This is a genomic window from Sphingobacteriaceae bacterium, from assembly GCA_002319075.1.
Taxonomy (GTDB): domain Bacteria; phylum Bacteroidota; class Bacteroidia; order B-17B0; family Aurantibacillaceae; genus Aurantibacillus.
Window position 1 is genome coordinate 5,342,716 of record NVQB01000001.1, and the last position, 17,074, is coordinate 5,359,789.

Annotated in this window: 9 protein-coding genes; 6 read left to right on the forward strand and 3 right to left on the reverse strand. The window is 42.6% G+C overall.

What is annotated here, in order from left to right:
• The first annotated feature begins 2 nt into the window (after positions 1–2).
• From CNR22_23080 to CNR22_23105, 6 genes are read left to right on the forward strand one after another with little or no spacing between them, the layout of a single operon-like run.
• A complete protein-coding gene (locus tag CNR22_23080; GenBank protein ID PBQ34542.1) occupies positions 3–8,282 on the forward strand; it encodes a hypothetical protein in 8,280 nt (2,759 codons plus the stop codon).
• On the forward strand, positions 8,279–9,283 hold the full coding sequence (locus CNR22_23085; GenBank protein PBQ34543.1) for a hypothetical protein: 1,005 nt from the start codon (positions 8,279–8,281) through the stop codon (positions 9,281–9,283). The genes CNR22_23080 and CNR22_23085 overlap by 4 nt, the downstream gene beginning before the upstream one ends.
• 16 nt (positions 9,284–9,299) lie before the next feature.
• Positions 9,300–9,758, forward strand: a complete 459-nt coding sequence (locus CNR22_23090) for a hypothetical protein (GenBank protein PBQ34544.1) — start codon at positions 9,300–9,302, stop codon at positions 9,756–9,758.
• A gap of 28 nt (positions 9,759–9,786) precedes the next feature.
• The gene (locus CNR22_23095) at positions 9,787–11,130 is read left to right on the forward strand and encodes a hypothetical protein (protein ID PBQ34545.1); all 1,344 of its coding nucleotides are present in this window, start codon (positions 9,787–9,789) and stop codon (positions 11,128–11,130) included.
• A gap of 1 nt (position 11,131) precedes the next feature.
• Positions 11,132–12,055 carry a hypothetical protein gene (locus tag CNR22_23100; protein PBQ34546.1) on the forward strand — a complete coding sequence of 308 codons (924 nt, stop codon included), beginning with the start codon at positions 11,132–11,134 and terminating at the stop codon, positions 12,053–12,055.
• A gap of 10 nt (positions 12,056–12,065) precedes the next feature.
• Entirely contained in the window at positions 12,066–13,853 is a 1,788-nt protein-coding gene (locus CNR22_23105; GenBank protein ID PBQ34547.1) for a hypothetical protein, read from the forward strand.
• Positions 13,854–14,088: 235 nt separating this feature from the next.
• Here the strand turns inward: CNR22_23105 and CNR22_23110 are convergent, their stop codons facing one another.
• The 3 genes from CNR22_23110 to CNR22_23120 form a co-directional block, all read right to left on the reverse strand.
• Positions 14,089–14,589, reverse strand: a complete 501-nt coding sequence (locus CNR22_23110; protein ID PBQ34548.1) for a hypothetical protein — start codon at positions 14,587–14,589, stop codon at positions 14,089–14,091.
• 242 nt (positions 14,590–14,831) lie between these two features.
• Positions 14,832–15,935, reverse strand: a complete 1,104-nt coding sequence (locus CNR22_23115) for a poly(A) polymerase (GenBank protein ID PBQ34549.1) — start codon at positions 15,933–15,935, stop codon at positions 14,832–14,834.
• Positions 15,919–16,623, reverse strand: a complete 705-nt coding sequence (locus CNR22_23120; GenBank protein ID PBQ34550.1) for a 2'-5' RNA ligase — start codon at positions 16,621–16,623, stop codon at positions 15,919–15,921. The genes CNR22_23115 and CNR22_23120 overlap by 17 nt, the downstream gene beginning before the upstream one ends.
• Positions 16,624–17,074 lie beyond the last annotated feature (451 nt).

Sequence of the window (17,074 nt, forward strand, 5' to 3'; positions counted from 1 at the left end):
TAATGAAAAAACAAATGACTCTATTGCGTGATAAAATAAACAAGTTTACAAAGATCATCAGTCTACGCCTGGTATGTTTTCTTTTTATACTTACCCCTACTGTATCTTATGCCACGCACGTAGTAGGCGGAGTTCTCAACTATAGTTATAACGGAAATAATGTTTACACAATTAAATTACTACTTTACCGTGACTGTGGATCTTCGTCTGCAGCCCTTCCATCTAACGTTACCATTAGCATTCGGGGCGCTAATGGTGGCACTTTCTCACCAAGCATCGACCTCACAATAAATCTTGGAACAGTAACAACGCTGCCGTCAAATCTCGCTGCCTGTGCCGTTACACCAAACCCCCTGCCATGCGTTCAGGAAGGAGTGTATACCAAAACAATTTCTTTGCCCTCCGTTACAGGCGGTTACCACTTGTATTACCAGGTTGTTGCACGTAACCTGTCTTTAACAAATATCAATAGCTCCTGCAATTGTGTCGGTGAGAGTTTTTATGCCTATGTACCCAGCACAATTTCCAATAATAACGCCGTATTTAATCTCTTTCCTCCGCTTTTCATCTGTGTGAATAAACCATTTTCGTTTAATCATTCCGCTACGGATAGTAATGGCGACTCCCTGGCCTACTCACTATATGCGCCCTACGATGGTGACAATGGCACAGGATCACTAGACCCCACTTTCCCGTCTAATACGGCATCTTTCACACCTGTGGGCTACCTTTCGGGCTACACCGCTACTACTCCACTCGGCGCCTCACCCTTTTTTCTAAATGCAACTACGGGAGTTCTTACGTGCACTCCCAGTACCATAGGGCAGTTTGTTGTTGGAGTGAAAGTAAAGGAATACCGGAATGGCGTATTTATTTCGCAAACACTTAGAGATTTTCAATTTAACGTATTAAGTTGTCCTACCCCTCCTCCCACACTTGCAATCAACAATTTCACAATCAACAACGGTTGTTCCATAAAGGTGCAAGCAGGTGGTATCTCGGCTGCTTCGGCAACCTGGACTTCGATTTTTCCCGGAACTATTGGCACCTATAGCAACTATCTTTCGTGTACAGCCGCCTGTTTAAATCCCACCGTCTCTGCTCCAGGCTCTTCCAGCTCTATACCTTCTTATGTAGATTTTCGTGTATGCGGAACTTCCACCAACTGCGGCGCTGCTTTTATCTGTGACACATTCAGAGTATCTTTTAATTCCGTACTCAGCGTTTCCGTTTTGCCGGCAAACCCGGCACTCTGTAATGGACAATCGTCCACAACAATAACGGCGGTGGGGTCTGGAGGCACTCCTCCCTATAGTTACCTGTGGAATAATATAAATCCTTCTCAAACAATTAACGTCGGGTCTGGAACATATAGCATTAAACTAACAGATGCTTCGGGATGCCCTCCCGTGTACAACTCAGCTGTGGTAACAACTTACACAGTACCAATAACTGTAAATGCGGGCGCAAACCAAACGCTTTGCGCACAAAACCCAGTCACCCCGCTAGGCGGAACGGTAACAGGCGCAACCGGAGGTCTTTGGTCGGGAGGCACGGGCACCTTTAGTCCTAATAACAGCGCCACTGCAAATCTTTTTTATTCGCCCTCCCCTTCTGAAATAACTACAGGTTCAGTGAGTTTGTTTTTAACCAGTAGTGGAAATGGCAGTTGTCCCTCAAAATCAGACACGGTAGTTATTTATTATAAAAATTTTACCGGCACGCTTTCACCGCTTGCTTCCATGGCAAGTTGCTATGGTGGAACTAACGGATCAGCTACAGTAAGCATTCTCGGAGGGATTGGCCCACATACTTACACCTGGAGCACAGTACCTGTTCAAACTACATCGTTTGCTTTAAATCTTCAACCCGGATCTACGTATACTGCCTGGGGTACAAACGGTATTGGCTGCACATTTCAGACAACGGTTGCTATATTGCAGCCACCGCCTTTAAATAGTAATGGCACCATCACCAACGTTTCCTGCAACGGATTGACTAATGGCTCTGTATCGATTATCGCAATGGGCGGTACACCGCCCTATACTTACTCATGGTCTCCCGGAGGGGCCGCAAGTGCATCAGTCAATACCCTTTCCGCGGGTGTATACTCCGTTAAAGTTACTGACTCTAAATCATGTCAGGCGAGTTTTACCTATACGGTTACTCAACCTGCTTCTATAACCGCGGTATTTTCTCAAACACATGTCAGCTGTTTTAACGGTACTAATGGATCTATTAACTTAACTGTTGGAGGAGGTATTGCACCTTACTCATACAGTTGGGCGCCAAATGGCGCAACTGCGCAGAACCTATCAGGATTATCCGCCGGCAACTATACCGTTTTTATCCGCGACAACATGAATTGTCTCTCAACTCAAACCATTACGCTTACACAGCCTTCATTACTCACGCTAACTGTAGCTGTCGTAAACCAGAGTTGCGACGGTCTTGCTGATGGGTCTGCTGCTGCAACTGTTTCGGGGGGCGCAGGTGGCTATATTTATTTATGGCAGCCATCATCCATTACAACAAGTAGTTTGTCTAATCTGGCAAGTGGCAATTATACAGTCGTGGTAAGCGATATGAACAGTTGCGCCACTTCCAGTTATATCAGCGTTACCAAACCTGCTCCTTTAACCGTTAGTTTTATTAGTCAGCTGAATGTCTCGTGTAACGGTGGGTCTAACGGCATGATAACAGCTAACGTAGCCGGCGGCACGCCAAACTATGCGTATTCCTGGAGTCCCGGAGGCTTAACTACTGCCACTGCAAACAGCCTCTCGGCAGGTACTTACACCGTAATGATCACCGACAGTAAATCTTGTTCTGTGACGAACTCCGTAACCATCACGCAACCCTCTGCCCTTTCTGTTACAGGCACTACCGTAGGAGTATCCTGCTGGGCGGGAAACGACGGTTCTGTTCTTCTAAGTCCCGGCGGCGGTTCATCTCCCTACACATTTTTCTGGCTTCCCCTCGGCCAGTCTACAGCAAGTATCTCCAATCTAACGGCCGGTACTTATACATCTTCACTTACAGATAATAAAGGGTGCAGTATTTCAGCCGTTTATGTCATACCACAATCACCCCAGATCATCGTGACCTTTACACAAACCAATGTCAGCTGCTTTAATGGCAACAATGGCAGCATTACTACCTCTGCTTCCGGAGGCGCAGGACCATACGTGTTTCAGTGGATGCCAGTAAATAGTTCCTCGCAGAATATCACCGGGCTAGGCTCAGGAATTTACACACTCACGGTAACTGATAACCTGGGCTGCACCAATTCCAAAACCGCGTCTATCACTCAACCTCCGCTGCTGGCTTTAACAACAACAGTTGTAAATGAAACTTGCGACTATCTTAATAACGGTTCTGTGTTTGCCGCAGGATATGGTGGAACGCCAGGCTACACTTATCTGTGGCTTCCAGGATCCAACACTACAAACAGTGTTACTAATCTTTCCGCTGGCAACTATTCGCTAACTCTCAGTGATACATTAGGCTGTACCATCACTACAGTAGTTGTTGTTACAGAGCCAGCTGCGCTTTCTTTAAGTTTCAGCAGCCAGGTAAATGTATCCTGTAATGGTGGGTCAAATGGGGCCGTAACAGCCTCTCCTTCTGGCGGTACGCCTAATTATTCCTATTCCTGGAGTCCGGGAGGATCAGCCAATGCAATGGCAAATAGCCTATCCGCAGGGATATACAGCTGTTTGATTTCTGATAGCCACTCCTGTGTAACACAAAATACGGTCTCAGTTTTGGAACCCGCAAATCTTAATCTCATTCCCACTATTACAGATGTTAACTGCAATGGAAGCGCCAACGGGGCTATTTCGATTTCAATGAGTGGTGGCACGGCTCCTTACGTTCAAACCCTGATACCCGGAAATATTTCAGCTTCTAATTTTTCAAGCTTGTTACCCGGAACTTATACTATTGTTACCACAGATGCTCATGCCTGCATCATTAACACAACACTTTCCATTAATCAACCCATTACTATTACATCCGTAATAAGCACTACCAATTCTGCATGTCTGCTGCAATCAGGCCTCGCTTCTATTGAGATAACAAGTGGAGGAATTCCGCCTTTTTCGTATTCCTGGACTCCTGCCGGGGGCACTTCTACTCTAACCACCGGGTTGTATGCAGGCACCTACACGGTAGCTGTATTAGACAGTAGTGGCTGCGTGTCAACAAAAATCGTAAACATTAATGATACTGGCGGACCAGTAGTAAGCATCCTTTCTACCACAAATGTTTCTTGCCATAGTGGTTTTAACGGAGCCGTTGAAGCTGGTTTCTCCGGGGGAACAGGTCCTTCATTCACTTATTCATGGATACCGGCAGGCGGAAACAGCCTGACGGCAACAAATCTGCCAACAGGAATTTATGCTATTAAAGTTACCGATGCGCTTGGTTGCATTGGTATAGTAAACAGTTCACTCATTACAGAACCCCTGGAGCTCAGCGTAACTCTTAGTTTAACAGATGTGTTATGTTACGGTGGAAGCAATGGAGCAGCAAGTGCCAGTGTATATGGAGGAACACCGGCTTATACTTTTACCTGGTTACCTGCAATGAGTAGCGGAAATTCGGTAATGGCATTGCCTGCGGATAATTATACTCTGCAAGTCAGCGATAATAACAATTGTTCTGTTACGTCAACATTTGCCATTACACAACCTTCCTCGGCACTCAGCCTTTCTCTGTCTCCTGCCGGTGTAAGCTGCTTTGGAGGAAATAATGGTGCAGTGATAAATCTGGCAGCTGGAGGAACAGGACCACACAGTTACAATCTGGCACCCGGAAATATAAGTGGTCTGAATTTTTTTAATCTTACTCCTGCAATTTATACAATCACTACAACAGATTTTAATAATTGTGCTTTATCAAAAACAGTAGCAGTTGATCAACCCTCTGCTATAAGCCTTACAATCAGTGCGGCGAACTCCAATTGCAGTCTTGCAAATGGACAGGCTACCGTTTTAGCTTCGGGAGGTACCGGAACATTTTCCTACGGGTGGTTTCCTTCTGGCGGCACAAATTTTAATGCCGTCGGTCTCAGTGCGGGCGCATATACGGTTACCGTTAGCGATGCAAATAATTGCGTTGCCATAGCGGGCCAGACTTTATCAGACAATCCAGCCCCGGCAGTTTCGGTCTCGGTAACTGCAAATGTAAAATGTTTTGGCGGATCTGATGGAGCTGTTAATGCGGTCGTAACGGGCGGAACAGGCCCGTTTACCTATTCGTGGAGCCCCTCAACGGGCAATGCCTCTAGTGTTGCCAATCTCCCGGCAGGCACCTACACAGTTTTAGTATCTTCGGCAAACACCTGTTCAGTATGGGCAGTCAGCGCTGCTATCACACAACCCTCTCCGCTGTTTGCTATGGTTTCTACAACTTCGGTACAATGTTTTGGAGAGACGTCAGGATCAGCTACTGCACTTTCAGGTGGCGGCATACCGGCCTATTCTTATACCTGGTTGCCCGTTGCGGGAACCGGAACCTCGGCAATTGGTTTAGCGGCTAGTAATTGCACCTTGCTGTTAAGCGACGCTAACAACTGCACTCTTTCTTCAACCTTTGTGATTGCTCAGCCTTCTGCCGCGCTAAGCGTATCCATTCTTTCTTTCACCAACGTGAGTTGTTTTTCCGGAAATGATGGAGCTATCACTTCTACCTTAAACGGAGGAACTCCCGTTTATAATTTTAACTGGCACTCCGCCTCATCCACTGGGCCCTCGATTCTTGGCCTTCCCGCGGGTAGCTACTCCTTAACGGTTACAGATTTAAATAGTTGCACAGCGGACGCCTCACTTACCATTACTCAACCTGCTTCTGCCTTATCAGCCTCTGCGATCACTTCTTCTATAACCTGTTTTGGTTCTGCAAATGGCTCCGCAACAATAACTCCATCAGGGGGTACTCCTGGGTATGTATACGTATGGAATCCGAATGTGGGAAACACCAATGTAATTACTGGTCTTAGTCCGGGCACGTATGTAGCCACTATCACTGATTTAAATGGGTGTCTGACTAACTTATCTCTCCCCATCACCCAGCCTTCTGCACTTGCAGGAACGGTTACAGCAATTCATCCGGCCTGTGCACAAGCAAATGGTTCAGTTTTTTCTCAACTAGCCGGGGGAACTATTCCGTATAGTTACACATGGTCGGCCGGCGCATCCACTGCTTCTTCAATTTCGGGCCTGACTCCGGGTACATATAGTTTGTTAATCAGCGATAATAATTACTGCCTTAAAAGTTTCAGTATAACAATTTCTAATATTCCCGGACCAACTGTTACAGTTGTTTCAAAAAGCGTTTCGTGTTTCGATGGAAACAATGGCTCAGCTACCGTCAGTATTGCACAAGGCAGCGCCCCTTTTGTGATCAACTGGACACCCTATGGTGGAAATGCCGTTGCAGCTTCATCGTTAACGCAGGGTACTTACACAGCAACAGTAATAGATGCGCGAGGTTGTGAATCCACTGCCAGTACCAACATCACAGAACCCTCACAACTTGTTCTTGCTATTGCATCCGTTACAAATGTTGCCTGTGCCAATGGATCCAACGCTGCAATTGCCGTAGCCGCCAGCGGAGGTGTGCCGGCTTATAGTTTCTCCTGGCAACCCTCTGGTGTAGGCAATATAAAAAGCAATCTTTCTGCCGGGATTTATACAGTGAATCTTAAGGATAATAATAATTGCAAGAGGATCATGTCTATTCAGATCACGCAACCCACTGTGTTAACCTCCTCCATAACCAATATACAAAATGCCCTATGCTATGGCGGAGCTGGTAATGCCACAGTTGTCGCTGAGGGAGGCACCGCGCCATACACTTATACCTGGAGTCCCGGGGCAGCTCAGAATGGCAATACACTTTTAAACGCACCGAGCAAAGCATACGCGGTAAACATAAAAGACGCGAATGGCTGCGCAACCTCAAACACTTTATTTATATCCCAGCCTTCTCAAATTAAAACAACAGTAAGCAATAACGACACTATCTGTATCGGATCTGCCGGCATTTTAACTGCCAGCGCTACGGGTGGCACAGGTGGCTTTTACTATTCGTGGCAACCTGCAAACGTTATAAACACAGGTGTCTACACTTTAAGTCCTTCGGCTAATACGTCTTACACAGTGTCTGCTTTTGATCAAAATGGTTGCTTCGGCGTAGATGCCGATACTAAAATAATTGTTTACAATTTCGATTCACAAAATGTAAAAGTCTTTGGCGCTAGTCCTATATGTCCAGGTGCAGTAACCAGCGTCTTCATTGAAACACATGGAAATACAGGGCATCTGACGTATGCGTGGAACGATAATCTGGGGTCTGGCCCCGGAGTGTACGTGGTGTCACCCGGAAAATCAAAAACCTACTACGTTACCGTTACCAACGCCTGCGGAAAATCAGTGCAGGACTCCATTTATGTTATCGTTCGTCCGCTGCCACTAGTAGACTTAACTGCCGACACTCTGTTTACCTGCACGCCTGGCACTATTAATTTTTCAGATAAGTCTATCCTCGCAAGTGCTGGAGACGATATCGCCTCATGGCAGTGGAGCTTTGGAGATAATACATTTTCTACCAAACAAAATCCTTCACACCTGTACAGCGCTGAAGGGGTATACAGTGTAAACCTCTCTGTTACTACGAGTGAAGGTTGTACAAATAATTCCGACACATCGCTTGTAGTCACGTCTCTTCCCAAACCCACTGCTTCTTTTTCAACAAATGCCGCCATCTATAATCTGCCTTATCAGGAAATAGTCTTAAGTAATACATCCACCGGGGCAATAAAGTACAACTGGTTTTTCCAGGATGGTGGAAGTTCAGATCTGAAAAATCCCAAATACTTACCTCAAACTATTGGCTTGTTTAATATTGAACTTATCGCTTTATCATCTTACGGATGTGCGGATACCGCCTTCCAGTCGGTAGAAACAAAGGCCGACATAACCTTCCCCACGGCTTTTACACCAAACAATGAACACGCGCCGGGTGGATATTATGATGTAAGCAGCCTCAACAACGACATCTTCTTTCCCTACACGTCAGGGGTAGTAGATTTTGAAATGCAAATTTTTAACCGCTGGGGCGAATTGATATTTGAATCAAAAGACGTCAAATATGGCTGGGACGGCTACTACAGGAATAAGATCTGTCAGGTAGGAGTTTATTTCTGGAAAGCCCACATAAAACTAAATGACGGAAGGGAATTTAAAACAACAGGAGATCTGACTTTACTGAAATGAAAAACATACTACTTCTTTTTATCGGGTTTACTTTTTTAGCGCCGCGGTTTCTAAATGGGCAGGACATGCAATTCACGCAATTTTACGCTTCGCCCGTTTATTTGAATCCAGCTTTCACAGGGGCTAACAGCTGTTCGCGGGTTTCTCTGATCTACCGCAAACAGTGGAACGGAATGTCTAATCCTTATACCTCTTACATGGTTTCCTTTGATCATTATCTTTACAACAAACACATCGGCTTAGGATTAATTGTTGCGGAAGATCATGCAGGGGCCGGCAGTTTGAAAACTACTCTTATAAAACCCTCCATTGCATATGGGTTTAAAATAACTAAAAAACACTCCATCAGGCTGGGCATGCAGCCAGGAGTTGGTATACGAAGCGTTGACTACGGTAAATTACTTTTTGGAGATCAGATCTACAGGGGCGGTAACAACGTTGCCACTGTTGAAGCTCCAATGCAGTCTAAAACATATTTTGATCTATCTGCCGGTATTCTTCTAAACGGAAAGCAGTTCTGGACAGGCGTTTCTATTTACCATCTTAACGCACCAAATGAATCCATGATCAATGGCTCCCCTTCACGTATTCCTATGCAGTTAAGTTTACACTCGGGTTTTAAAATAGATCTTAATACAGAAGAAAAAGACAGTCATCAGAAAAAATACTTCACGCCAGTGCTGCATTACCGACATCAAAAAAAATTCGATCAACTTGATATCGGATTTTATTTAACCAAACATATTTTCACAGTCGGTGCATGGTACAGAGGAATTCCATTGCTAAAAGCCTATCAGAAAGGCTATCAAAATAACGACGCCCTTGCTTTTATTGGAGGTCTGCAAACAGAAAGACTTAAAGTGGGTTATAGTTACGATATAACAATTTCAAATTTGGCAAGAGTTGCCAAAGGTGCTCACGAAATCACGCTCTCTCTCCAAATATGCGATCCAAAAAAAAGAAAGACAAAATTTGAACTTATTTCCTGCCCGAAATTTTAATCTCATACCAATAATCATGTACATAACTACCGCTCTAAAAAATACAAGAACGCAAATAGCCTCGCTGCTCCTAGCCTCAGCCTTTATATTACTTTCTTTCAAGTCTCCTCCACCCTGTGATGGCGAAGCCTTGTTAAATAAATATGCAGTTGGCCTCGACGATTATGTATTTATAAAATCATTTAGTGTTTCAGCAGAAAAAATAGATGATAAAACAGAGTATTCCTATGTATTGAGTCGTGCCATCAGCTACCGTATTGTTATTGGCGATGCAAATACAGAAAGTAAAAAAATGATCGTAAACCTCTACGACAGAAATAAAAAATTAATTGCCTCAAATTATTTAAAGAGCAGCAAAAAAACATTTCCTATAATAAATTATACCTGCGCAGCAACCGGCGTATATTATGTGGAAGCCTTTTTTGAAGGCGAGAAAAAAGGGTGTGGTATAAATATTTTGGGCTTTAAAAAATAAAAAAGAAAACGATGAAAAAACGCTAACTATGTTTAAACCGTTTGCATATAGCTTACTATTTTTCCTGTCCTGGCTAACTGCCTGCAGTCAGTCCTTAGGAGGATATACCTCTGGTGCAACCGCATTTTGCGATTCGATTAATTCAGGTTTTATCTCCCTTAACAACTATTCCGGAACAGTTTTAAAGTGGGAATCCCGTATTAATTCCGCAGTTAGCTGGACAAGCCTCATGAATCCGACTTCCTCGCAGAGTTATAATAACCTTAAGAAAACAACAACCTTCAGGGCAATTGTAAAAAACGGCTCTTTTCCAGCAGATACATCTGCACCCTGCACAATTACAGTTCAGGTAAAAGGTGAAACAGGATCACTGACCGGAGGCGGTATTTTTTGTGGAGAAACAGGAAGTGGAGTGATCAAATTAAACGACTTTGTGGGAAATGTGAACTACTGGCAATCTTCAGGCGATAGTGGGCTTACATGGGTAATTTTGACAGGAACTTCGCCCAGCTATACATTTACAAATATCACACAGACATCCCTTTACCGCGCCATAGTAAGCGCACTGCCGGTTTGCCCAAAGGATACGACAAAAAACATTTCATTTACAATTCATCAAAAAACAAAAGCGGGAACTATTTCAGGAGGCGACTCACTTTGTTATGGTTCACCCGGAGATACCTTAAAAATAAAAAACTCTGTGGGAACTGTTTTGGACTGGTTCTCCTCTGGTGATAATGGAATAAGCTGGAAGTCTCTGGGAATAAAGGATACACTGATGGTTTACCCTGGCGTGGTCAACACCACCGTGTATAGAGCAACGCTTAAAAGTGCTACCTGTAATTCAGAAGATACTCCGCCGGTAACGGTAGCTGCGTATAGTGTTAATGTTGCAAACGCAGGTCCGGATAAAGAAATAATTCAATTTCAATATGTAGTTCTGGAGGGAAGCGGCAAAGGAACACCACATTGGACTCCATCGTCATCACTGAATAACGAAAATATTCTCATGCCAGTGGCTGATCCGGAAGACACAAAGATTTATGTACTAACGCTTTCAGATGCACATGGCTGCCTCACTTCTGACAGTGTTACCGTCAAAGTAATCATTCCTGTTCCAACAGTTATTACACCCAATGATGACATGGTAAACGATTATTTTATGGTAGACAAAATAGAAGAATACAGTCAAAATACGCTCACGGTTTATAACCGTTGGGGAAGCGAAGTATATTCCGCCAGACAGTATAAAAACACATGGAATGGAAAATCAAACAATGGCAATGACTTGCCGGACGACATTTATTATTACATCCTTGACTACGGAAATGGTGAAAAGCCTTTTACAAATTACATTTTGATCAAACGCTAAGATGGGCCACAGAAAAATTATACTTCTTATTTTTTTACTTGTGCGGGTAATGCTTTTCTCGCAACAAGATCCTATGTATTCAATGTACATGCTGGATAAGATGCTTATTAATCCGGCCTTCGCGGGAAGCGCTAACTGGGCGGTAGCAACCATAAAACACCGGCAGCAATTTGTTGGCCTCAATGGTCACCCCTCCTCCGGCACTTTGAATTTTCACGCTCCGATACAAAAAAAACACTTGGGGTTTGGCCTCAAAATCATAAATGATAAGATCGCTGTTCAAACAAGCATACATATGGCCGGAATAATTTCTTACCATCTCAATTTTGCAGGAGGAAAATTATCTTCTGGAATTGAATTCGGTTTTAATAACAGGCGAATTAATTACACAAGTCTGGTGGTAAATAAACAAGGCGATGCTGCTCTGCCCCCTAATGCAATGGCCGCCACCGTACCCGATGCTTCATACGGTTTCTATTATCAGAAGAAGCAGTTTTATGCCGGGTTTTCGCAGTACCATATTCTTCAAAAGCGATTCAATTTCACTCCCACTTCAAGTGCGCATTTATACAGACACTTTTATTTTCTCGCTGGAAATGTCTATAAGCTTTCAACTCATTTTACAGTTGAACCCTCTCTCTTAATTAAATGTCAGAACGCGGCAAAAATACAAATAGATTTGAATGCCACTGTTTATTACAACGACGTTATCGGTCTGGGATTGCAATTACGTACAAAAGAATCTTTTATTGTTTTCCTGAAGATCTCTGTTTCTGAAAATTTTAAAATAGCGTATGCTTATGACCACACGGTATCAAAGCTTGGTCTTTATTCAAAAGGCTCTCACGAACTCATTATCTCCTACGCTATCAAACTCCCGCCGCCGCCCTCGCAAAAAGAAATTCATCCAAGATATTATTTTTAAACGCTGATAAATGAAAACAAGCCATTTAATAATCTTTACATGTACCTTATGGAGTCTGACGTTGCCAGCTACTCTTTATTCTCAGAGCAGTTCTGCGAAAGGAGATAAGTACTACAATCAGAATTTATTCGAAAGTGCTATTAAATATTACCTGGTTGATGCAAAATCCCACACTAAAAAAGTATCAGAGTATGCTCTTCAAAAGTTGGCAGATTGTTACAGAATAACTGGAGAGTTTGAAAAAGCAGAAGCAACCTATAAAAAAATATTGAAGAAGAAAAAAAAAGAACCTGTTAACGTTTTAAACTACGGCCTCTCACTCAAAAGCAGCGCCAAGTATGCCGAAGCAGTAATTCAGTTTCAGGAATATATACGTTTAAAACCTGAAGACCCAATGGGGCCCATCTTTCTAATGTCTTGCGATTCTGCTCAAAAATGGCTTGACGAAACGCTTGGCAAAGAGGTTAAAAACAGCGTGAAAATAAATTCAGAATTATCCGATTTTAGTCCTGTATTTTATTCTCCCCGAAAATTGTTTTTTTCTTCTTCCAGGCTGGGAAGCACAGAAGCACTTATCAGCTTTGAAGGCGGCACAGAGATGCATCGCCTGGACCTGTATGGCATTGATATCGAAAACATCGAAACCCCGCAACGTAAAACGAAAGACGTTGTCAATTTCAGGGAAATCAATACCGCCATGCATGAAGGGCCTGCCTGCTTTTCGAGCGATGGAAAGGAACTTTATTTTACTAAAACTATTAAAGGGGTTAAAGACAAATCAAACAACAGTATTCTTAACACCTTACAGGTCTATTACAGCCGCCTGGACAGTAATGGAAAGTGGTCGACCCCTGGCAGCGCTTTCGAATTCAACAGTCTGGATTACTCAGTTGGACATCCCAGTTTATCAAAAGACGGTAAAAAAATTTTTTATATGTCCGATAAACCAGGTGGTTTTGGTAAGACGGATATATATTATTCGGTAAAGGAAAATGGAAAATGGAGCGCACCTGTAAATGCCGGCAACATTGTAAACACATTTGGTTTTGAATTATTCCCCTACCTCGCTTCATCCGGTGAATTGTACTTTTCATCTAATGCACATCCTGGAATGGGACAGCTCGATATTTTTCGCGCGCATTTCGAAAATGAAAAATGGGCAAGCATCGCCAATTTAAAACCACCTGTAAATTCTATCGGAAATGACTTCGGCATTAGTTTCGACGGAAATCATCTAAGAGGTTTTTTCAGCTCCGACCGCTTTAATGGAAAGGGTGCCGAAGACATCTATAGTTTCTCAGACGAACTTTTTATGGAATTTTCGCTCATAAATGACTCTCTGCAATTTAACGACCTGGAAGTATACGACGATGTAAAATATAAGCTTACAAACGAAACCGATTCTACAAACATCGAACTTCACGCTGTAAACGGTATATTTTCCGTGCCGATTTTACAAAACAAGAATTACAAATTAATAGCGAACCGTTACGGCATGAAATACAATCAGGTAGTTATCTCTTATACAAAAGACAGTCTTCAAAAAAACATGACCTTCACTTTAAGAACCAGCGAAAGACCTTTGCAGGTAACCGGCAAATGGTTTATAGGGGTAACTGCTTCACCCGACCACAACACACTGAAATCAGAAAACACATTTTCACCAACAGGAAATTCTTCTTTTAGCGAAACAGAAGCTGGTATTTCCAGGCAGGGCTATTTTACCTTCAAAGCTTACCTCGAAGCCGGTCAACAGAAAGTAGTGTCGTCAAACAGTACTATTTCTGATAAGGAATAAAAATTACCGGTTGAAAGCCACTGATGTGATGTAATTACCACTAAGACTTTTCACAGCGCAAACACATACCTTTAGGTAAAAATCAAAAAAGCAGAGAAAAACTCCCTGCTTTTTTTTGTACCCGGCACGTTGAAATTATCGAACTTTAGTGCGGATTTTAACAGAATAAGAAAACTTAAATCTTTCCTTGCCTCTATAATTTTGTATCGGAATAAAGGCATAGGAATTCTTATTATCAATCGTCAAACCCACTCCTTGAGGAGGAGGATTTTATTTTTTCTCCGTTCTCATCCCGTGCATAAAATGGCGCCTTAACATAAATACCCGGACAATACAATTTCTTCTTATCTATATATCTAAACCTAAAATCAAATCCAAGATAATAGTTGGCCCATACGGATCCCTGAAAACCGAATCTCACCGCTGGTTTATCAGTTTGTATTTCGATAACTGGGCCTGCCGCAATACCTGCCACGCCAATGCCCGTTTGTGCTTCACTATATAACCGTATACGTTTTCGTTCAAACTCCATCCCAAAATCAACACTGTAGGGAAAATGCGAGAAATTCCAATAAGCAAGTTCAAGGGCATACGAAACCTTCACCTTTTCACCGCCAATATTTACGTGTAACATAGGCCCTATCGACCAAATGGTTTGGCCTGAAACCAAACATGTATTGAACAGAAAAATGAAAAAAAGCACTGGCTTAGTTAGGAATGTCTTTATCAAATTCATTTGGATTTGTTTTACACGACATTCAAAGATACATAAACCTTTCAAAGGATTACAAGCACATTCTATTGCGTAAAACCTGGTCCGAAAATCAAAACGTATGCTGCTATATCATAAAGTGAAAAGCGGCACCCAAATGAATGAGAAAACGCTTTTCTGATTTATATACCCGGAGGCACGATTTATCGAATTTTTTGGATGATTCAGGCGATTAGAATGTTAAGTCGTTTAACAGAGTATAATTTTCAGTACACAACATATTCCACCCGATGAGCCTCCCACGTTCTTGGCACTTCTAATTTGTCAATCATCTTTTCAATAGCCGTTCCGGGAATTGGATATTCTCTGTTCCTGTTCTGGTTCATAAGAGTTTTGTATTCTACTTCCAGGTATATAATCCGCATCAGGGGATTATATACCGCAAATAGATCTATTAACTGACTACGCATCTGCGTGGTGATATTGGTAGCATTCCAAACAAATGGTTTTCCAGCTCTTAAGTGGTGTCTTGCCAGCTCTTTCGCTTCCTGTATCACCCGTCCGTTGCCCTTCGTATCGTTATACTTGATCTTTAGTTTTCGCCGCAGATCATCAAGTGACACTACGGCATAATGCGGTAGATGTTTTCGGATATAATGATCCTTGCCACTTCCTGCAATACCAGACAGGATAATCGCTTCGCCTTTACGATTTTCAAAAGGCAAATAGTCAGGGCTTTGATCTTCTTTTCTAAAAAACTCGAACTTACCAGACTCGCTCCGGAACTCGCGAGCCTTACCCCAGCAATCTTGCTCAATACAAAGTTCTTTGAACATATCGATCTTATAAAGCAGCTCCTTTTTATCCGAACAGATTCTGCCCAGTACATCAGCTTTAGCCAGCATAACCAATAATTTAGTATCCACTTCAAGACTTGCTTTTAGCAATGCCTGTATAGGATTAGGTTTTTCAAACACCCACAATGGCAAACCATGATACCGTACCAATGCGACTATAGCTTCGCGCAATCCAAAGGGTGCATTAAAATCACGATAGAGGATTTGCCTGGCAGTTAACGCACCTTTTTTTGCGTGCCCCGGTGAAACGATATTGCCAGCATCATCTACCCTCGTGGTAGATCGCTTTTCTACATCGTGCATTAAAGCAGAGGCCCAAAGAAGCTCGCGCTGCTGTTCAGGTAATTCTTGAAATTCCGGAAGCTTTTCCAACTCAGCAAGTACCATTTGTGTATGCAAAGCCACATCGCCTTCAGCATGATGCACAGGGCTTTGCTGAACGCCATGCATATCATTAACCCAGGAAAGTTTCCGGAGCTCATCCCAATTTTTATTTTTACTTAAGGTCCACATCGTTCTCAAATTTAAGAGGAGCCCGCTTCCAGTTTCGCGTCCAGTGTTCATCAGTCTTCACATGTCCTTTGCGCACATACTTAAACACATTTTTCTGAAAGTCGTTTACCTCATATTCATATTTATTTCTTGTTACAACACCCTCCATGGTACAAAGCTTTCCACTCTGAGTATCCACTGATCCAAAGGTTCCCGGCATTTTAACCAGGTCCAGAATAGTCGTTTCGAATTCTGCTTTGCTTGTAAGCCTCGAGCATTCTTGTAACACAGGAACTAACGGAAGATCAAAAGCTGCCGCAATGAATTCAGTTTCTTCCCAGGATAGCCAACGCTCCTCCTCTCTAACTCCGAATACAAAATAGTGACTTTCGAGATGACAGTATTTAATTGAGTGAATAGCATACAGATTTTCTCCAAAGATCTCATAGTCGCCCAGATCTCTTTTGATTAAACTCCAACGCTCTCTCAGCTTGGCAGTCCAGGGTGACACCGTGGGCGTAGCGTGCGACCTGGCAAACACGCCGTATTTGCTCAGGCAGTTATTTTCACCATCCAGCTTTTCAGTATGAATAACACTTTTCAAACCGGATATATCTTTCCAGTAATCTTTGTTTATTCTATCGTCGCTGCTGGTCCCGGGAGAAAAAGGATAATGGTAGGTTCTCCCATATTTTCTTGATAAAGACATGATAATTTATTTTAGATTAGACAATACAATGCACAGCCGATACTTTCGGGTGCCTGTCACTTCTTATCTGAAAAAAATTACACGACTTCTGGTCATTTACAAAGTTACATTCTGAATTACCAAATGGAGTTTGGCTTCTGAACCTGAAAGCAAAAGTATTAAAAATTAAATAATTTGAGAGAAAGTTTTTTTTTTAAGAATATGTTTACGAACTAAAAAACACGCTTCACTCATTGAAACGACTCTTTTTATAAAAATCATAAACCAGACTTAAAGGGCGCAAAGCCCTTATTTTATAAGTGCTACGAGAGGTGTTAAATAACTATTTAAATACACTTCAATTTTTTTGATAAAAATAAATTTGCATTGAATAAAAAAAAATGATTTACATTTGCACCACAATCTTACTTCTCAGTATTAATTTTTTAATCAACAGGAGGATCGATCATGC

What these genes read in the sequence shown, in the direction of transcription:
- CNR22_23095 (PBQ34545.1), top strand. Translation starts at nt 9,787, where the DNA reads ATGTTTAAACCGTTTGCATATAGCTTACTATTTTTCCTGTCCTGGCTA.
- CNR22_23090 (PBQ34544.1), top strand. Translation starts at nt 9,300, where the DNA reads ATGTACATAACTACCGCTCTAAAAAATACAAGAACGCAAATAGCCTCG.
- CNR22_23115 (PBQ34549.1), bottom strand. Translation starts at nt 15,935, where the DNA reads ATGTGGACCTTAAGTAAAAATAAAAATTGGGATGAGCTCCGGAAACTT.
- CNR22_23085 (PBQ34543.1), top strand. Translation starts at nt 8,279, where the DNA reads ATGAAAAACATACTACTTCTTTTTATCGGGTTTACTTTTTTAGCGCCG.
- CNR22_23100 (PBQ34546.1), top strand. Translation starts at nt 11,132, where the DNA reads ATGGGCCACAGAAAAATTATACTTCTTATTTTTTTACTTGTGCGGGTA.
- CNR22_23105 (PBQ34547.1), top strand. Translation starts at nt 12,066, where the DNA reads ATGAAAACAAGCCATTTAATAATCTTTACATGTACCTTATGGAGTCTG.
- CNR22_23110 (PBQ34548.1), bottom strand. Translation starts at nt 14,589, where the DNA reads ATGAATTTGATAAAGACATTCCTAACTAAGCCAGTGCTTTTTTTCATT.
- CNR22_23080 (PBQ34542.1), top strand. Translation starts at nt 3, where the DNA reads ATGAAAAAACAAATGACTCTATTGCGTGATAAAATAAACAAGTTTACA.
- CNR22_23120 (PBQ34550.1), bottom strand. Translation starts at nt 16,623, where the DNA reads ATGTCTTTATCAAGAAAATATGGGAGAACCTACCATTATCCTTTTTCT.